Source organism: Maricurvus nonylphenolicus (assembly GCF_042854845.1).
Taxonomy (GTDB): domain Bacteria; phylum Pseudomonadota; class Gammaproteobacteria; order Pseudomonadales; family Cellvibrionaceae; genus Maricurvus; species Maricurvus nonylphenolicus.
Map to the genome: position 1 here is coordinate 341,675 of NZ_AP031498.1, position 21,972 is coordinate 363,646.

General features: G+C 52.7%; 23 protein-coding genes. 17 read left to right on the forward strand and 6 right to left on the reverse strand.

What is annotated here, in order from left to right; all coding sequences use genetic code 11:
• Positions 1-156: 156 nt before the first annotated feature.
• The 10 genes from nrdR to ribA all read left to right on the forward strand — a co-directional run bounded on the left by nrdR (position 157) and on the right by ribA (position 7,687).
• Entirely contained in the window at positions 157-630 is a 474-nt protein-coding gene (gene nrdR, locus ACGHZ6_RS01565; RefSeq protein WP_390617027.1) for a transcriptional regulator NrdR, read from the forward strand.
• Positions 631-684: 54 nt separating this feature from the next.
• Complete coding sequence (ribD, locus tag ACGHZ6_RS01570; RefSeq protein ID WP_390617028.1) at positions 685-1,812, forward strand: bifunctional diaminohydroxyphosphoribosylaminopyrimidine deaminase/5-amino-6-(5-phosphoribosylamino)uracil reductase RibD; 1,128 nt, start codon at positions 685-687, stop codon at positions 1,810-1,812.
• Between the two features lie 36 nt (positions 1,813-1,848).
• Positions 1,849-2,517: a riboflavin synthase gene (locus ACGHZ6_RS01575; RefSeq protein ID WP_390617029.1), complete on the forward strand. Its 669-nt coding sequence runs from the start codon at positions 1,849-1,851 to the stop codon at positions 2,515-2,517.
• Between the two features lie 75 nt (positions 2,518-2,592).
• Positions 2,593-3,726: a bifunctional 3,4-dihydroxy-2-butanone-4-phosphate synthase/GTP cyclohydrolase II gene (gene ribBA, locus ACGHZ6_RS01580; protein ID WP_390617030.1), complete on the forward strand. Its 1,134-nt coding sequence runs from the start codon at positions 2,593-2,595 to the stop codon at positions 3,724-3,726.
• Positions 3,727-3,770: 44 nt separating this feature from the next.
• Positions 3,771-4,241, forward strand: coding sequence for a 6,7-dimethyl-8-ribityllumazine synthase (ribE, locus tag ACGHZ6_RS01585; protein WP_390617031.1), 471 nt, complete (start codon positions 3,771-3,773; stop codon positions 4,239-4,241).
• 71 nt (positions 4,242-4,312) lie between these two features.
• Complete coding sequence (gene nusB / locus ACGHZ6_RS01590) at positions 4,313-4,753, forward strand: transcription antitermination factor NusB (protein ID WP_390617032.1); 441 nt, start codon at positions 4,313-4,315, stop codon at positions 4,751-4,753.
• Positions 4,754-4,777: 24 nt separating this feature from the next.
• Positions 4,778-5,737, forward strand: a complete 960-nt coding sequence (gene thiL / locus ACGHZ6_RS01595; RefSeq protein ID WP_390617034.1) for a thiamine-phosphate kinase — start codon at positions 4,778-4,780, stop codon at positions 5,735-5,737.
• Between the two features lie 38 nt (positions 5,738-5,775).
• The gene (locus ACGHZ6_RS01600; protein WP_390617035.1) at positions 5,776-6,261 is read left to right on the forward strand and encodes a phosphatidylglycerophosphatase A; all 486 of its coding nucleotides are present in this window, start codon (positions 5,776-5,778) and stop codon (positions 6,259-6,261) included.
• A gap of 70 nt (positions 6,262-6,331) precedes the next feature.
• Positions 6,332-6,988 carry a TIGR02281 family clan AA aspartic protease gene (locus ACGHZ6_RS01605; protein WP_390617036.1) on the forward strand — a complete coding sequence of 219 codons (657 nt, stop codon included), beginning with the start codon at positions 6,332-6,334 and terminating at the stop codon, positions 6,986-6,988.
• A gap of 93 nt (positions 6,989-7,081) precedes the next feature.
• Positions 7,082-7,687 (forward strand): GTP cyclohydrolase II, encoded by a 606-nt coding sequence (gene ribA, locus ACGHZ6_RS01610; RefSeq protein ID WP_390617037.1) that lies wholly within the window; start codon positions 7,082-7,084, stop codon positions 7,685-7,687.
• A 23-nt stretch (positions 7,688-7,710) separates the two neighbouring features.
• Here ribA and ACGHZ6_RS01615 read toward each other — a convergent pair whose 3' ends face one another.
• A complete protein-coding gene (locus tag ACGHZ6_RS01615; protein ID WP_390617038.1) occupies positions 7,711-10,914 on the reverse strand; it encodes an MFS transporter in 3,204 nt (1,067 codons plus the stop codon).
• Between the two features lie 145 nt (positions 10,915-11,059).
• Between ACGHZ6_RS01615 and ACGHZ6_RS01620 the strand changes: the two genes are divergently transcribed.
• From ACGHZ6_RS01620 to ACGHZ6_RS01630, 3 genes are all read left to right on the forward strand, one after another.
• Complete coding sequence (locus ACGHZ6_RS01620; RefSeq protein ID WP_390617039.1) at positions 11,060-11,794, forward strand: helix-turn-helix domain-containing protein; 735 nt, start codon at positions 11,060-11,062, stop codon at positions 11,792-11,794.
• Positions 11,795-11,903: 109 nt separating this feature from the next.
• Positions 11,904-12,176, forward strand: a complete 273-nt coding sequence (locus tag ACGHZ6_RS01625) for a YiaA/YiaB family inner membrane protein (RefSeq protein ID WP_390617040.1) — start codon at positions 11,904-11,906, stop codon at positions 12,174-12,176.
• Between the two features lie 15 nt (positions 12,177-12,191).
• Complete coding sequence (locus ACGHZ6_RS01630) at positions 12,192-12,875, forward strand: PspA/IM30 family protein (protein WP_390617041.1); 684 nt, start codon at positions 12,192-12,194, stop codon at positions 12,873-12,875.
• Positions 12,876-12,887: 12 nt separating this feature from the next.
• Here ACGHZ6_RS01630 and ACGHZ6_RS01635 read toward each other — a convergent pair whose 3' ends face one another.
• The 4 genes from ACGHZ6_RS01635 to aroQ form a co-directional block, all read right to left on the reverse strand.
• Positions 12,888-13,820: a hypothetical protein gene (locus ACGHZ6_RS01635; RefSeq protein WP_390617043.1), complete on the reverse strand. Its 933-nt coding sequence runs from the start codon at positions 13,818-13,820 to the stop codon at positions 12,888-12,890.
• A gap of 179 nt (positions 13,821-13,999) precedes the next feature.
• On the reverse strand, positions 14,000-15,340 hold the full coding sequence (gene accC, locus ACGHZ6_RS01640; protein ID WP_390617045.1) for an acetyl-CoA carboxylase biotin carboxylase subunit: 1,341 nt from the start codon (positions 15,338-15,340) through the stop codon (positions 14,000-14,002).
• A gap of 59 nt (positions 15,341-15,399) precedes the next feature.
• Positions 15,400-15,861: an acetyl-CoA carboxylase biotin carboxyl carrier protein gene (accB, locus tag ACGHZ6_RS01645; protein WP_390617046.1), complete on the reverse strand. Its 462-nt coding sequence runs from the start codon at positions 15,859-15,861 to the stop codon at positions 15,400-15,402.
• Between the two features lie 36 nt (positions 15,862-15,897).
• The gene (gene aroQ / locus ACGHZ6_RS01650) at positions 15,898-16,344 is read right to left on the reverse strand and encodes a type II 3-dehydroquinate dehydratase (RefSeq protein ID WP_390617047.1); all 447 of its coding nucleotides are present in this window, start codon (positions 16,342-16,344) and stop codon (positions 15,898-15,900) included.
• Between aroQ and ACGHZ6_RS01655 the strand changes: the two genes are divergently transcribed.
• Entirely contained in the window at positions 16,343-16,471 is a 129-nt protein-coding gene (locus tag ACGHZ6_RS01655; protein WP_390617048.1) for a hypothetical protein, read from the forward strand. The two genes, aroQ and ACGHZ6_RS01655, sit on opposite strands and share 2 nt — an antisense overlap.
• A 204-nt stretch (positions 16,472-16,675) precedes the next feature.
• Here the strand turns inward: ACGHZ6_RS01655 and ACGHZ6_RS01660 are convergent, their stop codons facing one another.
• A complete protein-coding gene (locus ACGHZ6_RS01660; RefSeq protein ID WP_390617049.1) occupies positions 16,676-18,508 on the reverse strand; it encodes a protein-disulfide reductase DsbD family protein in 1,833 nt (610 codons plus the stop codon).
• A 194-nt stretch (positions 18,509-18,702) separates the two neighbouring features.
• Here ACGHZ6_RS01660 and ACGHZ6_RS01665 point away from each other — a divergent pair, with 194 nt between their 5' ends.
• The 3 genes from ACGHZ6_RS01665 to ACGHZ6_RS01675 all read left to right on the forward strand — a co-directional run bounded on the left by ACGHZ6_RS01665 (position 18,703) and on the right by ACGHZ6_RS01675 (position 21,967).
• Complete coding sequence (locus ACGHZ6_RS01665) at positions 18,703-19,404, forward strand: N-acetylglucosaminyltransferase (RefSeq protein WP_390617050.1); 702 nt, start codon at positions 18,703-18,705, stop codon at positions 19,402-19,404.
• Between the two features lie 145 nt (positions 19,405-19,549).
• Entirely contained in the window at positions 19,550-21,508 is a 1,959-nt protein-coding gene (locus ACGHZ6_RS01670; protein ID WP_390617051.1) for an EAL domain-containing protein, read from the forward strand.
• A 9-nt stretch (positions 21,509-21,517) separates the two neighbouring features.
• A complete protein-coding gene (locus ACGHZ6_RS01675; RefSeq protein WP_390617052.1) occupies positions 21,518-21,967 on the forward strand; it encodes a copper chaperone PCu(A)C in 450 nt (149 codons plus the stop codon).
• The last annotated feature ends 5 nt before the right edge of the window (positions 21,968-21,972 follow it).

The following is a 21,972-nucleotide window of genomic DNA, read 5'->3' on the forward strand; positions in this document are numbered from 1 at the left end:
TTGGCAAAAGGTCTCACCCATTTGGGTGAATATGAAAGTTTGTAAGTGCTTACAGTGTGTGGGCTTATGCTCTGCCATCTTTATATGCTGAGTTTCGTCACAGCCCTTGGGCTATGGTAAACTGCCCGCCAATTTCACCAGCTGAGGCTGAGTCCCATGCATTGTCCCTTTTGCAGTGCTGAAGATACCAAGGTGATTGACTCGCGTTTGGTATCGGAAGGCGATCAAGTACGCCGCCGTCGCGAATGTTTGTCCTGTCATGAACGTTTCACTACCTATGAGGTAGCAGAGTTACTGATGCCGCGTATCATCAAACAGGATGGCTCTCGCGAGCCTTTTGATGAGGAAAAAATGCGTGCCGGTTTCCTTCGCGCTCTGGAAAAGCGCCCGGTCAGTATTGAAGCTATAGAGTCTTCCATTGCGCAGATCAAGCATGCCCTGCAGGCCACCGGTGAGCGTGAAATCGACTCGCTGAGTGTGGGCGAAAGGGTGATGGAGCAGCTGCGCTTGCTCGATGAAGTGGCTTATATCCGCTTTGCCTCGGTGTATCGCCGTTTTCAGGATCTCAACGAATTCCGCGAAGAAATCGATCGCCTGGAGCGCCGCCCCACGCCAAAAAGCCTGGTGTAATCCGCTAGGCTTTATTCATAGTTCACCCTTTATTCCCAGATTTATTTCTTACGTATGACGATATCCACAGCAGACCGCGGCTTTATGGCGCGGGCCATTGGTTTGGCCAAGAAAGGCCTGTACAGCACCATGCCCAATCCCAGAGTGGGTTGCATCCTCGTGCAGGGCGATGACGTGGTCGGTGAGGGCTGGCATGTGCGTGCTGGCGAAGGCCATGCTGAAGTCAATGCGCTTGCCGATGCCGGTGACAAGGCCAAGGGTGCTACAGCGTATGTCAGCCTTGAGCCCTGCAGTCATACCGGTAAGACGGGCCCCTGTTGTGAGGCCCTGGCTGCAGCCGGTGTAAGCCGGGTGGTGTTTGGTATGGAAGACCCCAATCCACAGGTGGCGGGTCGTGGGGTGCAGTATTTACGCGATCAAGGGGTTGAAGTTGATGGCCCGGTCTTGGAAATGGATGCCTATTACCTCAACCCCGGCTTTATCAAGCGTATGGAATCCGGCGTGCCGCTGGTGCGCTGCAAGTTGGCCATGAGTGTCGATGGCCGAACGGCCATGGCCAGTGGCGAGAGCAAGTGGGTCACCGGTCCCCGCGCTAGAGCCGATGTCCAGGCGCTGCGAGCGCGAAGCTGTGCGGTGATCACCGGGATTGGCTCCATTAATCATGATGATTCGTCACTGACCGTGCGCGAAAACGAGTTATTGCTGGAAAATGCCGTGCTTGCGGCCGAAAAACAGCCATTACGGGTGGTTTTAGACTCAAATCAACAGCTCAAGCCCACGGCAAAGGTGTTACAATCGCCCGCCCCCGTGCTGGTGGTCTCTGTTCAGGCGGAGCCTAACCCCGAATTGCTGGGGGCAGATGGCCAAATGGTAGAGCAAATTTGCCTGCCTGGCCGTGATGGTCGTATCGATTTACGGGCCTTGGTGCGCGAGCTGGGACAGCGACAGTGCAACGAGGTGTTGGTAGAAGCCGGTTCCACCTTGTCCGGCGCATTCTTGCGTCAGGGACTGCTCGATGAGCTGGTGGTATATATGGCTCCCAAGCTGCTGGGTAGCAGCGCCCGCCCATTGTTTGACTTGCCGATGGACTCCATGGGTGAGCAAATGCCGCTGGAAATCAAGGATGTGCGCCAGGTTGGCGGTGATTGGCGATTTACATTGATTCCTGACCCCGAAGGCTAGGGTAGAGACTAGGGTAAAGGAGAGGTAGAAAGCACTATGTTTACAGGCATTATTGAAGCGGTTGGCGAGATTGTCGCTGCCGAGCCCAAGGGCGGAGACCTGCGTCTGCGCATTAAATCCAACGGTCTGGATTTGGGCGATGTGCAACTGGGTGATTCCATCGCCACTAACGGTGTGTGTTTGACCGTGGTCGAGCTGCCGGGTGATGGCTACTGGGCCGATGTCTCGGTAGAAACCATGGATTTCACCACCGTCAGCAAATGGCAGGTGGGCGATAAGGTCAATCTGGAAAAAGCCCTGACGCCGCAAACCCGCTTGGGTGGCCATATGGTTAGCGGCCATGTCGATGGCGTGGGTGAAGTGGTTAGCCGCAGTCCGGATGGTCGTTCCGAGCGTTTCCGCTTGCGTGCCCCGAAAGAGCTGGCCAAGTATATCGCCCACAAGGGCTCGATTACGATTGATGGCACCAGCCTGACGGTAAACGCCGTCGATGGCGATGAATTTGAGCTAAATATTGTACCGCACACCATTGAAAAGACGGTGATCGGTACCTATAAAGCAGGCAGTCGTGTCAATTTGGAAGTGGATGTGATCGCCCGCTACCTGGAGCGGCTATTATTAGGTGATAAAGCCGCCGAGAGCGGTGGTCAGGACTCCGGTATTAGCCTGGAGTTTTTGGCCGAAAACGGTTTTACCCGTAAGTAAGTCGCTATAACCCACGATTGAACGAACACTGATAGAAAGACGGGTCTTTAAGACCGGTTAAGAAGGCAAACAGGTATGGAACTCAACACAGTAGAAGAACTGATCGACGATATTCGCCAGGGCAAGATGGTTATCCTGATGGATGACGAAGATCGTGAGAACGAAGGCGATCTGGTGATTGCTGCCGAGCAGGTGCGTGCCGAAGACATTAACTTTATGGCTACCCATGCCCGCGGTTTGATTTGCTTAACCCTCTCTGAAGAGCGTTGCCGCCTGTTGGACCTGCCGCTGATGGTGAACGACAACCGCGCTCAGCACACCACCAACTTCACAGTCTCTATTGAGGCTGCTGAAGGTGTAACTACCGGTATTTCTGCTGCTGACCGCGCCCGTACCGTTCGCGCTGCCGTTGCCTCCGATGCCAAGGCCACTGACATTGTTCAGCCTGGCCATATCTTCCCGCTGATGGCTCAGCCCGGTGGTGTTTTGAGCCGCGCTGGCCACACCGAAGCCGGTTGTGATCTGGCTCGTCTGGCGGGCTTTGGTCCGGCCGCAGCTATTGTTGAGATCATGAACGAAGACGGCACCATGGCCCGTCGTCCGGATCTGGAAAAGTTTGCCAAAGAGCACAATCTGAAAATCGGTACTATCGCCGATTTAATCCACTACCGTTCTATTAACGAAAAAACCGTTGAGTGTGTAAATGAGCGCACTGTGGATACCGAGTTCGGTGAGTTCCAGCTGCGTACCTATTTGGATAAAGCCCGTCAGGAGCGTCACTTCGCCCTGATTAAAGGCGATGTGCGCACTGATGATCCGGCACTGGTTCGCGTACACGTGGGTAGCACGGCGCGCGATGTATTAACCATCCAGCGTGAAGTGGACAAAACCTACACCCCATGGACTTTCCATCGTGCTATGAAAGCGGTTGCTGATGAAGGTCGCGGAGCCTTGGTGATGATCTGTCACACCGAAAGCAGTCACGATATTGAAGAGAGCATCGACTGGATGCTGTCTGGCAAGCAGCCACGTCCAAGCCAGGACCTGGTGTACAAGCAAGTGGGCACCGGATCGCAAATCCTGTGTGATCTGGGTGTGAAGAAAATGCGTTTGCTGAGCGCACCTTTCCGCTTTAGCGCTATCTCCGGTTTTGATCTGGAAGTGGTGGAGTACCTCGATACCGACGGCAAGCGTATCGATGTCGAGTAAGAACAGTTAACAAAATTATCGACGAGTGAAAACAGGAAAAACTCATGAGCCAAATTAATGTTGTTGAAGGTGATTTCCGCGGTTGTAAAGGTAAGTACGCGTTAATCGTAAGCCGTTGGAACAGCTTTGTTGTAGAAAGCCTGAAAGAAGGTGCCCTGGATACCCTGCGTCGTCACGGTATCGATGACGAAGACATCACCATCTACTACGCGCCAGGTGCTTTTGAATTCCCACTGGTTGCCCAGAAGCTGGCCGCCAAAGGTGAGTTCGATGCGATTATTGCTCTGGGTGCTGTGATTCGCGGTGGTACACCACACTTTGAGTATGTGTCTGGCGAATGTACTAAAGGTCTGGCTCAGGTATCTCTGAATGCTGGCGTGCCTGTGACCTTTGGTGTCCTGACTGTTGATTCCATCGAGCAGGCTATTGAGCGTTCCGGCACCAAGGCTGGTAACAAAGGTGAAGAAGCCGCGACCACTGCGTTGGAAATGGTTTCTCTGCTGGGCAAAGTATAACTTTAAGTAAAACTGTTGCTCCCGATAGTGGGAGCGACAAAAGCGTTTAGATACACAATCGGATTATTTTAATGTCAGTATCCCCTGCGGCACGTCGCAAAGCGCGACACTATGCCATGCAAGCTTTATATCAATGGCAGATGACCGGTGCAGCGATTAATCAAATCGAAACCGAGTTTCATACCGACAATGATATGAGCAAAGTTGATGTCGCTTACTTTCGTGAGCTGGTGCACGGTGTACCCAAACATCTAACGGAGCTGGAAGAAGGTTTTACCGCTTATCTACAGGGTCGTGAATTGCAGGAACTGGATCCGATTACGTTGGCGCTGTTGCGTTTGGCTACCTATGAGTTCAAACACCGTTTGGATGTGCCTTACAAGGTAGTGATTAACGAGGCGGTAGCGTTGGCGAAAAAATTTGGCGCGGCAGACAGCCACAAGTTTATTAATGGTGTGCTGGATCGCGCTGCTGCAGAACTTCGTGCAGTGGAAGTTAAGGCTAACAAATAGCGGTTATGTGAAAGGGATATCACGATGGCGGTTGGCGAGTTCGAATTAATTAAAGAGTACTTTTTTCGCAACGCCGCGTCTTACGGTGTGGCTTTAGGCATTGGTGATGATTGTGCCTTGTTACAAGTACCGCAGGACAAACAACTGGCCGTTTCCATGGACACCCTGGTGGGTGATATCCATTTCCCCAGCAATGCCGACCCTGAGTTAATCGCCGAGCGTGCGCTGCGAGTTAACTTAAGTGACCTTGCCGCCATGGGCGCCGAACCCCTGTGGTTTACCTTGGGCTTAACCTTGCCAAAAACCGATGACCATTGGCTGAAAGGGTTTAGCCAGGGGCTGTTTCGGGTGGCTAACGATTTTAATATCAGCCTGGTTGGCGGTGATACCACCCGCGGTAATCTGAGTATCACCATCCAGGTTCACGGCGCGGTAGATCCTAAAAAAGCATTATTGCGTGGCAATGCCAACGTCGGAGACAGTGTTTTCGTAACGGGCCCCCTGGGTGATGGTGCTGCCGCTTTAGCGGTGATCAAAAAAGAATTGGAGGTGGGCAAGTCCGCTTTTAATTACTTTATGGATCACTACTATCGCCCACAACCGCAAATAGCGACGGCTCTGCATCTGGGTGGCATTGCGTCTTCCGGTATCGATATTTCCGATGGCCTGGTGGCTGACCTTGGCCATATTTGTGAGCAGAGTGGCGTTGGTGCCGATATTTTCCTGGAACGCCTGCCATTATCTGAGCCTCTCAACAAACTGGTGGAGCCGGAGCAGGCTCTGCAGTGGGCGCTGAGCGGGGGGGATGATTATCACCTGTGCTTTACCGTACCGACCGATAAAATGAAGACCTTCGAAGCATTATGCTCGCGTCACCGTTTACCAGCCACCCTGATCGGCCGTATGACCGATGCCAAGGACGTTAGGTGCTTACACAAGGGTGATGAGGTCGTGCTGACTAAAACCGGTTATCAGCACTTCTAGCCTGGCCATTTGAGCCGGGTGTTACCGTTAGGATCCTTATGTCATTTCCCTCTCCCTCTTTTCCACAGCTGATTCGCCAACCCGTTCACTGGCTGGCCTTTGGCTTTGGTTCGGGGTTATCGCCCAAGGCGCCGGGTACGGCGGGTACCCTGGCGGCGATTCCTCTATACCTGCTGTTGGCAGAGTTGAGCCTGATCCCCTACGTGATCATGCTGCTCGTGACCTTTGCTGTTGGTGTATACCTGTGCGGTAAAACCGCAGATGATCTTGGCGTGCACGACCACCCGGGTATTGTCTGGGATGAGTTTGTCGGCTACTGGATCACCATGTTGCTGGCCCCTGCAGGCTGGTCGTGGGTGATAATAGGGTTTATCCTGTTCCGTATCTTCGATGTATTGAAACCCTGGCCAATTCGCTGGTTGGACAAGCATGTCCATGGTGGGCTGGGCATCATGATTGACGATGTGCTGGCTGGCGTTTTTGCCTGGTTGGTGATGCAGGGGCTGGCGCTCTGGCTGTTATAGGGTGCTGGTGTAGCCTCTAATCTTGCCCGCAGCACTGCTACAAGGACGATATTCAGAATTTCGGGAGTAGATGATGGGCTATTGTATAAAAGCCATAGCCACCCTGGTCGGGTGTGTTTTGTTGTTGGCTTCAGCCGGTCTATGGGCCGCCTCGGTGGAGGTCCGGGCACTGTTCTCAGGCAGTGCCATGCTGGTGATTGATGGCAAACAGCGGCTCCTGCGCAAAGGTCAGCGCAGCCCGGAGGGCGTGTTATTAGTGGATGCCAATAGCAAGCATGCCGTGATTGAGATGGATGGCCAGCGCCACAAACTGGGGGTGTCGCGACGCATTTCCTCAACCTATAAGGCGGCGGAAAAGAATACGGTGCATCTATCGTCAAAACGGGGCGGGCATTTTGTCACTCCGGCCCGTATCAATGGTCGTCCGGTTACGGTTATGGTGGATACTGGCGCAACCTCAGTTGCGATGAGCAAGACTGAAGCGGTGAAATTAGGGATTGATTATCGCAAAGGTACCCCCATTACTGTCAGTACTGCCAATGGGCTGACACAAGCCTACCAGGTGATGCTGAACAGTGTTTCGGTGGGTACGGTAAAAGTGAATAACGTGGAAGCCTCCATTACTGATGGGGATTTCCCGCAGATTATCTTGTTGGGTAACAGTTACCTCAGCAAGGTACAGATGACCCAGGAAAATGGAGTGCTAATCCTGGAGAGCAAGTTTTAACAACAAGCGATATTCCTAAATGGGCCCTAAAATTGGGCATTAGGGAGCTAAATCCGTTAGAATGCGGCGCCGCTTGAGTTGTGAGGTTATATAGTGACGGTCAAGTACATTGAGTCTTCGAAATTGCCAACCCCTTGGGGGATTTTTGAAATGCATGGCTTTGAAGACCTGGAGCACGACAAAGAGCACGTTGTGCTGTCCATGGGCGATATCACAGGCGACGAGCCTGTCCTGGCCCGTATTCACTCTGAATGTTTGACCGGCGATGCCCTGTTCAGCCTGCGCTGTGATTGCGGTGCGCAATTGCAGGCCGCTATGCACCGTATTGCCCAAGAGGGTCGTGGTGTGATCTTCTACCTGCGTCAGGAAGGTCGTGGTATTGGTCTGCTCAACAAGATCAAAGCCTACCGCCTGCAGGACAAGGGTGCTGATACCGTTGAAGCCAATGAGCAATTGGGTTTTGGTGCCGACATGCGTGATTACACCATTTTGCAGCCCATGATCGATCACCTGGGTATCAAAGAGCTTAAGCTAATGACCAATAACCCCCGCAAGGTAAAAGCCCTGCAGGAGTTGGGGGTGAATGTCACCGAGCGTTTGTCACACCAGACTGGTCGCAACCCACACAATGCCAAGTACCTGTCTACCAAAAAGGGTAAACTCGGCCATCTACTCGATCATCCGGAAGACGGCGAGTAAATCTCGCCTTCTGTTGAGCGTCCCTAGGTCGTGAGGGTAAGAAAACCCTCGCTGTCGATATAACCTCTATCCCCGGTTCTAAACCAGCGTCGCTTGTCGTTCAGGGTGACAATCTCCTTGCTCACCTCGTTAGCCGTCTCATTGCAGTGGTTTTGACTGTTGAGATAGCCCAGCATCACCTGGGCGCCAGAAATCAGAATTTCACCTGCTTCGCCCGGCGTTTTCTCTAACAGGGTGTCGGCATCGACAATCTTGCAGCTGGTGCCCGGCAAGGGTAGTCCTACGCTGCCGGGCTTGTTGCCCACTTGTATACGCCAATACTGAGTGTCCAAAGCATCAGGCAGGTTGACGCTGACAACCGGCGTGGCTTCCGTACAACCGTAACCCTGGTACACGGCGCGGTGGAATTTATTTTCAAAGGCTGCCTGTGTTGCCGCAGGCAGTGGTGTTCCGCCGCAAACAACCAAACGCAAACTAGAGAGCATCAGAGGGCCGACGGTGTTGTCGTTGATTAAGGTTTGTAACAGTTCGGCATCGGCGCACAATACGGTGCCATGTTGGCGGGCAATGGTTTTGGCGAAGGTTTGGGTGTCTTGGCTATCCGGGCAGCATATAACCGGCAGACCCTCGAGCATGGGCAGTAATATGGCAGAGGTAAAACCGTAAGCGTGATAGGGCGCCTGGTAGCCAATCATTACGTCCGAGTCTTGCGTATTTAACACATCGCTCAGCTGGCGACAGTTGGCGACGATATTGCGATGGCTCAGCAAAACGCCGCGATTGGGTTTGTCCTTGCGTTCGGTAAACAGGATGGCCGCAGGGTCGTTGACGTTGCGCTGACGACCGCAGAGGCGGTAAAGCACAGAGGCTGGTAACCAGCGACTGATAAAGCGGTAAAAGCGTTTGCGACTTGGGTTGTTACCTTTAGTTAGCTCGGCAATATCGATCACTTGCCGAGTGGCAAATATCGATTCCACATTAAGGCCTTGCGCCTGTAACTCGGCAAGCATCGACGCAGAGGTGTAGATGGTATCGATATTGGCATCGTTAAGCATGGTCAAAAGTGATGCCTGACGCTGCTCGATAGTTGTGCCCATATGCGGATTGAGGTTTACCACTGCATGGCCGTTTAACATCACGGCCATGTTGGTCACCATATTGGCACTGCTAACAGGCAGCAGAATACCGATGTTGAGATGGTTGTCGTTTAGAGAGCGCTCTTTGCGACGCATATTGGCAGCAGTCATCAGCGTGGCGCTAAGCAGGCGACGGTAGGTAAAGCGTTCGCCACGGCTGTCTTTTGCCGCCCACTGATTAGCTTGCCGTTTGGCGGTTTTAATCCAGGCCAGGGGAATATTATCCATCTGTTCTGTGTGTTCTTCCCAGGCGCTAATGGAGAGTTCAAATACTCGCTGCTTTAATTCGGCGGCCTGAGTGTTGATGGCCAGTTGTGGGCCAAAGGCGACAAGCAGTTCGCGACGTATACCTTTGGGGTTACGCTGTTCGCGCAGGCGTTCTGTAGCGCGGGAAAACTTGCTGCCCCACAGGCCGCGGAGATAGAAAGGTACAATCACCGCATCGCTGCTTGAAAGGCCTTCCGCCGCACGTTCAAAGCCCGTATGGAATTTTCCCAGTTGGCCTGTGCGACTAATGGCACCTTCCGGGAACAAACAGACTACCTCGCCTTGGCGTAATAGTTGGTTGATCGTTTGTAGCGCGTCTTCACTGTGGCCCTTGGCAATGGGAATAACACCAAACAATTTCATAATCGGGCGGATAAAGCGGCGGTTATAAATTTCACGCTGCATAACAAATCGCACAGGGCGAGGACAGGCAATTTGCACCAGTGCCCAGTCGATCCAACTGATGTGATTACCGAGTAAAAGCACCCCGCCTTCTGCGGGCAAATTTTTAAAACCGCTAACATCAATGCGGTAACGCCCCTTAAATAAAAAACCTACAACAATGCGAGCGCAGGCATGGGAGAGTTTACGAACGGTATAACCGGTTCCCAACAGCGCCACTACCGCTAACAGTGCCAGTAGCGCCTGGGTGCTGAGTTCCAGCAGTGACACACACACGGTTAGGCCGAGAAAGGCCAGCATGGTGACATTTTGAATCCAGTTGTTGCCGGCTAATATGGTGCCCAGTTCACTTTCATCGGCATTGAATTGGATCAGCGCGTTGAGCGGGATAATAAACAGGCCGCCCATAATGCCCAGTCCTAAAAAGCACAGGCCAAGCATAAAGCTTGAGTCTAACGTGGGGACCAGAGCCAGAATTAATGTTATCCCCAGCGAGCCCACGGGAATTAAACCCAGCTCGATATAGTTACGTGACAGGCGACCGGCGAGCATGGAACCGATAATAATCCCGACACCTGTGCAGGCGAGAATGCCCTGGATGACCAGGGTATTGGTTTCATTGAGGGTTTCTTTGGCGAAGGCCGGGAAGGCGGCCAACACCACTTGGGAGATCGCCCAAAAGGTTGCCAGACCAATAATTGATTGCCAAATAGCCGGTTGTTTTTTTAGCGCGCGAAGATTGGTTTTCAAATAATCTAAACGTGCATAACGCTGAACAGAAAAATGCTGCTGACGGTGGGTAATGGATTTGCTTGGCAGGCGATAGCAGAGAATCAACTCAATGACGGAAAGCCCCACCAGAATCCAGCCGATCGGTGCGATGGTGGTAATAATTTCACTGGTGTCGTTGGGCTCGACTGCCTGCAATAGCCATTCAAATAGACCGGAAAACACAAAAGTGCCCAGCAAAATCCCGGTAATGGTGGTGGCCTGTACGGCGCCATTGGCGCGAGCAAGAGGCTCCTTACCGACTAACTCTTTGATATAACCGTATTTGGCTGGACTGTAGAGCGCGCTTTGAATAGCCAGAGCCAGGGTAAGGGCAAAGGCACCCCAAAACCAGCCAGCGTAATAGCAGGCAGTAATGAGCAGTGTGGCGGCAACCGCCGCCCAGGCACTATAGCGCATCACTTTATGCTTGGGGTATTTATCGGACAGAAAACCCGCCGGCGAAAACAACAGAATAAAGGGCAACAGGATCAGGGCGTTGACGATAGCCGTCAGTATGACCTGGGTGTTGCCGTCGTAGACTTTAAAGACGGTATTTTGCACAACGATTTTGTGGCCCAAATCGACAAAGGCATTGAGAAAGACAATGGCGATATAGGGTAAAAATCCGCTGAAAGCGCTTAGGCGTGGCATATTCATTCCTTTAGTGAGGGCCGCTTGATGGGGGCCTAATCTGCCATCGGGTAGCAGTCATTGCTACATTGATCCGTATTGTATTGCTATTTTCCCTGTGAGGTATCAATATTTGATCCTTTGAGGGCGGTTCCTAGGGGAAAGCATGGCTCAGGTAGAAGCAATTGTCGATGCGTTGAAGGTGACACTCAAGGCCCACAAGCTGAAATATCGCGATGTTGCGGAGGTGTTGGGTTTGTCGGAGGCGAGCGTTAAACGTCTTTTCAGTACTCGAGCATTTGATCTTCAGCAACTGGAATTGATCTGTCAGATGATGGGCATGGAGATCTCGGATCTGGTGCAAACCATGACCGAGCGCCAGGTGGTTATTCAGGAGCTGACGCGTGAGCAGGAAGAGGAAATTGCTAGCGACCCGGTGATGTTAATGATCACCGTATGTGTGTTAAATCGATGGCAGTTCGATGAAATTATCAGTTTTTATCAGATCTCAGAAAGCGAATGTATCCAGAAACTGGCCCGGTTGGATCGTTTACGCATTATCGAGCTGTTGCCGAAAAATCGTATAAAACTCTTGATCGCGCCTAATTTCAACTGGCGCAAACACGGGCCGATTGAACGATTTTTTCATCAGACTATAAAGAACGAACTTTTCTCTGCGCATTTCGATCTGCCGCAGAATAAATTAACCGTGCTCAACGGTATGTTGTCGGAGCACTCCAATCACGAGTTTCAACGCAAGCTCGATAAGCTGGCGCGCGAATTCGATCTTCTTAATAACACCGATGCCGGTTTGCAGATAGGCCAGCGCCACGGTACCACCGTCGTACTGGCAATGCGCGATTGGCATTACGATGTGTTCAAGCCCCTTAGGCGCGAATAGCGCTGCCAAACGTTGCGGCATCTGATACTTCTCGGGTTTCAGTTGTTGAGCCTCGTCTTCTCGGTAATCCTGTCGGTGTTGTTAACGCACACATCGACAGGAGACTGTAATGGACGAGTTTGATTTAAAAAGTAATTCCGGTGGTTGGCTGTTTTTTGTGAAAACCAGTTTCGCTATTGCGGTGCTGGCGATAGCCGCTGGGGTTTTTCTGATGCCTGGTACGCTACTGATTAAAGGCTATTTTGCACTGAGTTCGCTGTTTTTGGTTAGCTCAACAATTACTTTATCAAAAACACTGCGTGACGAGCATGAGGCGGCGCGTCTGATCAATAAGGTCAGTGAAGCGCGCACTTCAAAAATGATTAATGACCTGGGCGCGTAAGGGAGAGTGGCAACCATGCAAGTGATACAGAAATTGATGACGTTGGCGCGCGGTAGTGCGCGTCAGTCCGCGCAGGTGTTATTGGATGCAAACGCGCTTACGGTGTTTGAGCAGGAAATTATTGATGTCGAAAAGACCATTCATGATCGCAAACAAGTGATGAGTGAAATCATTGTTGCGCGCAAGCAGATTGAACGGGAGATGGCCTCTATTCGCCAGTTAATTGTAAAGCGCGAAACCCAGGCAAGACGCTTGTTGGACGAGGAGCGGGAGGCGTCCTTGGTCGAAGATATTGCAGTGGATATCGCGCAGCAGGAAACGATTTTGGAATCCCTGGCTCAGCAGCGCGACAGGTTGCAGGCGCGCGCCGAGAGTATGTCGCAGGCACTACAAAAAGCCTTGCTGGAGGTGGGGCGCCATCGGCGTGAATTGCGTGTGGCAAAAGCCCAGCAGGTTCGAGCCAGTGTCTTGGCCAAGGCCAATCATTTACCGGAACAGTTATCGGAGCTGGAGGTTACACGGAGCCATGTGGCGGATTTACAATCCTGCGAAGAGGACGGTGATCATGCCTGGAGTGAAATGCAAGATAGCTTACATCAGCCTAATATTGAAAGCCGTTTGCAGGCCGCAGGTTGTAGTGAGCAGCAAGATCGTGCCCGCGATGTATTGGCGAGGTTAAAGGCCGGTGGTGAAAAGTAGATCGCTTTAGCCTCAGGTGGCAGTCTGGGATTTGGGCTGCTGCTTGCGCAGGTATTTCACAGCCAGGCTGATCAGGTAAGCGAGGAACAGAACTTCAACTAGCAGTAATAGCAGACGTTGCCACCACCAGTTTTCGTTCTCCTCTGCCTCGTTGACCTGGCTGGCTGTATCCGATTGGCTGCTATTTTCATCGGCTGGTGAGCCAGCTGCAGGTGCACCACCGCTATAGATGATGTCTGATGTTAAGCGGTTAGGCGCCGGATCTGTGGTGTCAGCAGGTACATAAGCCAACTGTGTGGGGGGGGAGCCGGAGCTGCTACCTTGGCCTGCCCCGGAACCGGATTGGCCATCTCCGCCGGAACCACTACCAGAGCCTCCACCGGAACCGCCGCCAGAGCCACTGCCACCTCCGCTGTTTCCGCCGCTGATTGCTGAATCGCTACCAGTACCTGTTTGCGGTTGGTTGTTGCTTGCTAATGCGGTTGGGCCGCTATTGTCTGAACCATCACCGCCAGAACCGCCGGAGCTACTTGAGCCGCCACCGCCCGAACCACCCGAACCGCCCGAACCGCCAGAACCACCAGAACCGCCAGAACCGCCAGAACCACCAGAACCACCAGAACCACCAGAACCACCAGAACCACCAGAACCACCAGAACCACCAGAACCACCAGAACCACCAGGACCACCAGAACCACCAGGACCACCAGGACCACCAGAACCACCAGAACCACCAGAGCCGCCAGATCCACCTGGGGATGTGGTGGCCACATCCAGGTCATCGGTTACATCATTAAAGGGGTTGCCGATTTGGTCGCCTATCGCCGTAATGGCAACAATCGCAGCAATAGCGATAGCGTTGAGAAGTAAACCATACTCAATGACAGAGGCGCCGCGATGCTTTTTGCGTGCTGCGGCTTTGTGGGGGCGTGTTGTGGTCGCCATAGATCGGGCCTATAGCAAAATCCTGTATTCAGTATAGGGCTTGGCGACCTGGCTCTTTAGACCAAATACGGCTAATGGGGGATCTCTTTTACTGCTGATACTCTGGCAGTAAACATGGGGCAATAAAAAAGGCGAACCCGAGGGTTCGCCTTTTTAGGATCAAGCGGGAGTTCTTTGATTTAAAGACCCAGCTTTTTCTCCAGGTAATGGATGTTCACACCGCCTTCGGCAAAGCCTGCATCGCGGGTTAGATCCTGCTGTAGTGGAATATTGGTGCGAATACCGTCGACAACCAATTCATCCAGAGCGTTGCGCATACGGGTCAGGGCAACTTCGCGGGTCTCACCGTGGGTGATAACCTTGGCAATCATGGAGTCGTAGTTGGGTGGTACCTTGTAGCCGCTGTACAGGTGTGAATCAACGCGAACACCCAAACCACCCGGTGCGTGGAACTGGGTTACAGTACCAGGGCACGGCATAAAGGTTTTAGGGTCTTCGGCGTTAATACGGCACTCGAAGGAGTGACCGTTAATCTTCACGTCTTCCTGTTTGATGGACAGCTTCTGGCCGGCACACACGCGGATTTGCTCTTTAATCAGGTCAACACCGGTTACCATTTCGGATACCGGGTGTTCCACCTGAATACGGGTGTTCATTTCAATAAAGTAGAAACGACCGTCTTCGTACAGGAATTCAAAGGTACCGGCACCCTTGTAGCCAATATCAACACAGGCTTTGGTACAGGCTTCGAAGACATCGCGACGCGCGCTTTCATCGATACCTGGCGCTGGAGCTTCTTCCAGAACCTTCTGGTGACGACGCTGCAGAGAACAGTCGCGATCACCCAGATGGATAGCATTGCCCTGGCCGTCAGACATAACCTGCACTTCCACGTGGCGTGGGTTGGTCAGGAATTTTTCCATATACACGGTATCGTCACCGAAGGCGGCTTTCGCCTCAGCTTTGGTAACGTGAATGGAATTCAGCAGTGCGGACTCGGTGTGTACAACGCGCATTCCACGACCACCACCACCGGCGGCAGCTTTAATAATTACCGGGTAGCCAATGTCGCGACCAAAGGCCAGGCACTTTTCCTTGTCCTCAGGCAGTGGGCCGTTGGAGCCAGGAACAGTAGGTACGCCGGCTTTTTTCATAGCGGCAATCGCGGCTACCTTGTCACCCATGGTGCGGATTACATCCGGGTCCGGGCCGATAAAGGTGAAACCACTTTTTTGTACTTGCTCGGCAAAGTCAGCATTTTCTGCCAGGAAACCGTAACCGGGATGCACGGCAACCGAGTCGGTAATTTCCATGGCGCTGATGATGCGCGGAATATTCAGGTAGCTTTCCGGTGAAGGGTTGGGACCAATGCAGACAGACTCGTCGGCCAGGCGAACGTGTTTCAGGTCGCGGTCGATTTGTGAGTGAACTGCAACGGTTTTGATGCCCAACTCTTTACAGGCGCGCAATACGCGCAGCGCAATCTCGCCGCGGTTTGCAATCAAAACTTTAGTAAACATGAGAACTCCTCAGTCTCTTCGCTATGCTTGCGTCTCGGGTTTTTGGAAAACGCCGGAGCTTAAACAATAGTGATCAGAGGTTGATCGAATTCTACAGGCTCGCCATCTTCAACCAGGATCGCTTCAACAACACCGGCTTTATCGGCTTCGATCTGGTTCATCATCTTCATGGCTTCAACGATACAAATAACATCGCCAGGTTTTACGTGCTGGCCAACTTGTACGAACGCAGGGGAGCCCGGGCTTGGGGCTGCGTAGTAGGTGCCAACCATGGGTGATTTGATCAGGTGGCCAGACAGTGCTTGAGATTCTTTCTCTTCGGCGGCAGGTGCAGCAGCAGGAGCGGCAGCAGGAGCAGCTGCTACAGGTGCGGCGGCAACAGGTGCTGCAACAGGAGCGGCTACAACCGTTTGGCTGCCACGGCTAATACGTACAGACTCTTCGCCTTCTTTAATTTCCAGCTCGCCGATGTCGGACTCTTCGAGCAGCTCAATCAGTTTCTTGATCTTACGGATATCCATCGTTTTTTCTCACTAAATGTTTCAGCCCGGGGGCTTTTAATTGTTGGTGTCTAAGAAGTTAAAGGCGGAGCGCAAGGCCAGTTCGTAACCCTGAGCGCCTAATCCACAGATAACGCCTTGGGCGATATCAGAAAAATACGAATGCTGGCGGAAAGCTTCCCGTGCGTGCACGTTGGACAGATGAACTTCAATAAAGGGAATATCAACCCCGGTCAGGGCATCGCGCAGCGCGACACTGGTATGGGTAAAAGCTGCTGGGTTGATAATGATGAAGTTCACACCTTCCTGGCGTGCGTCGTGGATGCGATCAATCAACTCATATTCGGCATTGCTTTGTAGTGCCTGCAGATGATGTCCTTCGGCTTTACTGAGCACTGTCAGATGCTGATTGATATCTGCCAGGGTGGTCGAGCCATAAATTTCAGGCTCGCGGGTGCCCAGCAAGTTTAAGTTGGGGCCGTGCAATACCAGGATGGTCGCCATGGGAGAATCCAATGTCGCAGTTTTCAGTTATTGGTTTTCTGGTTCAGTGTTGTGGCAGGCGTTAAGTGGTCTGCCGTGCCAGCTTGAACGCCCTGTAAAAGGACTGCTGACTAAAGAGTTTCAGTGAGTTTGCCCCAAACAATATGACCTGTCTAGCGCAATAATGGGAAAATGTGAAATTAGCGTAATTTAGCTGCAAGTTTGCCGACGTTCGCGGAGGTGAGTATAAAAAATTTACAGGGCAAAAACAGGATCTCTGCAAGTTTGCCGATAATGCCTGCAAACTTGCGGATTTTAGCTTTTGTTTTTGTGAAGTTTTGCAATCGTGCTTTTAATTTTGCTGATCTTCGGCAATTTGTTGGGCTTCTGGTGGGTTTGTCGCTTCTAAAGCCTCGATGACCAGGCTTTCGGTGAGCAGTTGGGGCAGTATTTGGGCTCGCTGATTGGGGTTACCGGTGTACAACAGGTAGAGAGGAACGCCGGAGCGGTCATATTGATTCAGCAGCTCGGTGATCTCGGCATTGTAGTTGGTCCAGTCACCTTTTAAGCGATGAATACCCAGGCGTTCAAACGCGGCCTGGGTGGCTTCGGTTTCCAGGGCAATCTTCTCATTGGCCAGGCAGGTGATACACCAGTCGGCAGTGAGGTTTACAAATACCGGTTCGCCCTGGTTGCGTAGTTGTTGCAAGGTTTGTGGGGAATAGGGTTTCCAGTCGTTGCTCTCGATCACGGGCTGAGACAGTTGAAACAGTGGTGCCACTGCGGCGGCAAGGCTGACCGTGGCCAGGGTGCGGCGGATGCCCAGGTTTTGTCGAGGACTGCCACTCGAACTGCTATTGGTGCGTAGTAACCAAGCGGCAAAGCCCAGTAGTGTCATACCTGCTACCAGCAGCGCAACAGCATCAGAACCACTCTGGCGCCCCAATACCCACAGCAGCCATACGCTGGTGAGGAATAGCGGGAAGGCCAAGCCCTGCTTGAGGGTTTCCATCCAGGCGCCGGGTTTGGGTAGCAGGCGGCTAAGGTTGGGCAGGTAGCTGAGTAACAGGAACGGTAGGGCCATGCCAAAGCCCAGCGCTGCAAACACACTGAGGCCTACGGCGGTGGATTGGGTCATGGCCCAGCCCAGTGCCGCGCCCATAAAGGGTGCGGTGCAGGGGCTGGCAACCACGGTAGCCAGGGCGCCGGTAAAGAAAGAGGCTTTTAGTGTGTGGCCTTTGGTGAGGTCATCACCGAGATCGGTCCAGCGGCTTTGCAGGTGGACGATGCCCGACAGGGACAGTCCCATGGCAAAGAACAGGTAGGCGAGTGCAGCCACCACCACCGGAGACTGTAATTGAAAGCCCCAGCCTACGGCTTCGCCGGCATTACGCACCAAAAACAGGATGCTGGCAATGGCGACAAAGGTCGCTGTGGAGCCGGCGGCGTAACTCCAGCCGTGCAGATGTTGTTGATGGGCGGTTTGGCTGGCGGAAGCGAGCCCCAGCGCTTTAAGGGACAGTACCGGAAATACGCAGGGCATCAGATTAAGGATAATGCCGCCCAGTAACGCCAGTAATAGGGCACCGATAAGGGTGAGTTGCTCTGCCTGGTGTTGATTGGCTGATTCCGAGGGTGGGGGTGCTGCAGTTGTGATGGCTTCATCGATCAGACTGGCCAGCTTTTGCGTACGATCGACGCTGATGTTTTGGGTCTGTGGCGGGTAGCAGAGTCCCGCATCGGCGCAGCCTTGGGAGTTGACCTGCAGGCTGAAGGTGTCACTGGTGGTGTCTATGGGAATATCCAGCTGCAGTTGCTGGTAGTGGACGGAGAGTTCCTTTTCGTAATAGTCGTCGTAACGAATTTGACCAGGTGGAAGCTCAACCGTGAGCGGGGTTGTTTGGTTGTCACTGATCAGCTTCACCGTCAGGTTGTGGCTGTATAAATAGTAGCCTTCGGCGATGTGCCAGGAGAGTTGCACGCCTGTATCCGTGACAAAGGGACTTAGTTGGTAGGCCTCTTCTACCGGCAGGAAGGTCGGTGAAGAGAAGCTGTTGTCTTGTTCAAATGGGTTGCTAGCCTGGGAAGCTGCACTGCTTGCCAGTAGCAGGATGCACAGGGTTGCCAGGTATTGCTTAATCAAGCCGCAGTTGTATGTCAGGAATCGGTGGGCCTTGCTATGCATGGGGTGGTTATTCTCTTCGTGATTGTGCTCTTTGCGCTTATTAGCCGCTCGTTAACGGCGTTGCTTTGACCTGCGCTTTCAGGCAGAGTTTCGCGTTATAGCGTTAGTGTGCCTCTTTATTTGCTGGCATTGTAGCAAGCTTGGCCTGAAATTGAGCTGCCGGGCGGGATTAAGTTTAACGGTGTGATGTGGCTATGCGTTTGATTGTGCGGTTGTTGGTGTTTGCCGGTGCGCTGTTATTACTGGGTTGTGTGTCTGAGCCTGCCAAGCCCACCAGGCAGCCGGTGACGGTGGTTGATCCAGAGGTTTCACGCCAGGCTGCTATTGATAATTTGCTGCGTCGAGCGGAGCAGGCGTTGCAGGCAGATCGCTTGGCTTCTCCGGCCCATGATAATGCGGCTGACCGTTACCGGGCTGTGTTGAAATTGGATCCCCAAAACGCGCAGGCAAAAACCGGTTTGCAGTTGGTGGTTATGCGCTACGTGGATCTGGGGCGTAATGCCCTGGCCAAAAGCAGGATTGAGCAAGCTGATTATTTTCTGGCCCGGGCTCGTGGTGTCGGTGGTGTGCCAGCCAACAATAGCCTGCTGACGGATCTGCAGCGCAATATTGTTACGGCGAAAGTGGCAAAAGCTGCCGAGGCCGCGGATCAAAAACGTTTTGAACTTGATGAGGATCTGTTGACGCGCAAGGCACCGGAGTTGGAGGTCATGTTGAGTGATATCGCTCAGCGGGTACGCGAGACGGATGAGTCTCTGCTGATTGTGGCCCGTACCGATGCCGAAGGGCGCTGGTTGTACCAACAAATGCGTCGGGCAGTGCCTGGCTATCGGTTGCGCGGCAATATCAAAATCGGCAAGCGCCCCCACATCAGCCTGCAGGCACCGATTGACTGATACTTGGCGTTGGGCGCGGCGAATATCCGGCGTCTGTATTATGATGCGTCTATAGTATGATGCATCTATTGATGAAAGCATTTGGCTTTGAAGCTTGTGGATTTTCAGCTTTGGGGCAAGACAAGGAACAATAAGGATTTAGTCGGTGACTCTATTTCGACAGCTTACCTTTGCCATCACCTTCTTGATTGTGTGTTTGATGGGCGCCAATCTTGTGGTCAGTGTGTATAACGCGCGGGGCTACATGTTTGAGCAGATGCAGGTGCACGCTCAGGATACGGCGACTTCTCTCGGTCTGACTATTTCCCATGCCGCCCAAGACAAGGACACGGCGCAAATCAATTCCTTTATTGATGTAATCTTTGACCGCGGTTACTACCGGCATATTTTTTATCGCAGTCTTACCGACGATGTTATTGTGCAGCGCGAGCTACCGATTGTGGTTGAAGGTGTGCCACAGTGGTTTATCGATTGGCTGGACTTGCCTGAGCCGAGTGGGCGCGCCGAGGTGGTATCCGGCTGGTTTCGTCTTGGTGAGCTGTTGATTGTGACTCACCCAGGTTATGCCTATCAGGATTTGTGGCGTATCTTTCGTGAGCAGTTGTGGTTGTTTTTCTTTACTGCGGTACTTTGCTATGCCCTAACCGGTATTGGATTGCGTTACCTGCTGCGACCGCTGCGCAAAGTTGAAGAACAGGCCGAAGCCATCTGCCGGCGTGAATTCCCTGTGCAGGACAACTTGCCCCATACCCCAGAGCTGCGCCGTATGGTGGTAGCGATGAATCGCATGGTGCAAAAAATTCAATCGATGTTTCAGGAGCAGGTGGACCTTACCGAGACTCTGCATCGCCAGGCGCACTTGGATGCAGTGACTGAACTGTCCAATCGGCGTGATTTTGATGCGCGTTTTGAAGCTTTTATCAAATCCGAGCAGGGCGGCAGCGCGGGCATGCTGCTGTTGCTGCAGGTGGGTAATATGGTGGGCTTTAATGATGCCTTTGGCCGTGATGCCGGTGACCAGTGTTTGCGCTCCATCGCCAAAGTTTTGCAGGAAAATACGTCTACCAGCGATGGCGTTATTTTGTCTCGGCGTGCGGGAGCGGATTTCTGTGCCTTTATACCGCTTACCTCCGAAGCAGAAGGGCATGAGCTGGCGCAACAGATTTTTAATAAGCTGCAATGCATAAACTGGTTCGGCGAGGCCACAGAGCTGCTGTTGCATATGGGGGTAGCCTACGATGATAGTGTGACGCTCGATAGCCAGTTGCTGAGTCGAGCCGATTTGGCTCTGCGTACAGCCCAACAGCGTGGGCCGCGAGATATCGAGTGGTCGGCAGCAGAATCAGAGCGTCAGGAAGGTGCTGTACGTAACGCTGGCGAATGGCGACGTCTGTTACAGGATGTGATCAGCGAGCGTGCGCTGCATTTCTTTGTGCAGCCGGTGTTTGGTCGCGATGGCAAAACGATTAATCAGTTGGAAGTGCTTTGTCGCATCAAAGACGGCGATCAGTTGTTGAATGCCGGTGTTTTTCTGCCCATGGTTGAACGCTTTGCCATGGCGGCGGATATTGATCGTCTGGTGATCGAGTTGTTGGCTGAACGTTTTAAGTCGGCAGAGGGGCCACAGTTAAACGTTAATCTGTCGCCTAGCAGTATTCAAAATCTGGAATTTGTCAGTTGGCTGACGGAGTTTTTGCAGCAGCGCCCTGCGTTTGCCCAGCGTCTGTTATTGGAGTTACCTGAAAAGGCGTTGGCGATGAATGAAGTCGCTGTACGTGAATTCGCCTTGGGCATGGAATCTCTGGGGGCGGGTATGTGTCTGGATCACTTCGGTGTTGCTGCATCGTCATTCCACTATTTGCAGAGCTTGCCGTTACAGGCATTAAAAATTGATCGTTGCTTTATCAGTGGCTTGCAAGACAATGCTGACAACCAGTTCTTTGTGAAATCCCTGCTACAGATTGCACGCAGTTGCGATGTCAGTTTGTTGGCTGAAGGTGTGGAAACTGAGGCCGAGTGGCAGCAGGTACTGCAGTTGGGGCTTGAAGGTGGTCAAGGTTATTTTCTTGCCAAGCCGGCGGAATTCCAGGGTGAGATAGCGTAAGGGAATCCTATGATGATATTGAGACGTACTGCCATGTTGGGGCTAATGTGGATGGCCGCTCTTTTTGCCAGTGCTGCCGCGGCCAAAACCCAAGTTGTCGTGACCGATGCCTATATGTATGCCCCGCTTCCTGGGCGCGATGTTGCTGTCGTCTATTGGCAGTTAAATAATGGGGGTGGGGAAGAGGTAACTCTGGTGGATATCCGTATTCCGGCGCAGCCTGGCTGGGCGCGTAAAGCGGAAATTCATCAGCATCTGCACCGCGATGGCATGATGAGTATGCAGAGGGTGGAAAGTTTGACCATGGCCGCTAAGAGCCAGACATTATTCGAGTCTGGTGGTTATCATGTCATGGTATTTGGTGTGAAAAATGTACAAGTAGGCAGTCAAGTGCCTGTCGTGTTGCTGTGGCAGGATGGGAGTCAGCAGGAAGTTCTGTTGGACGTCAGACGACGCTAGAGCGT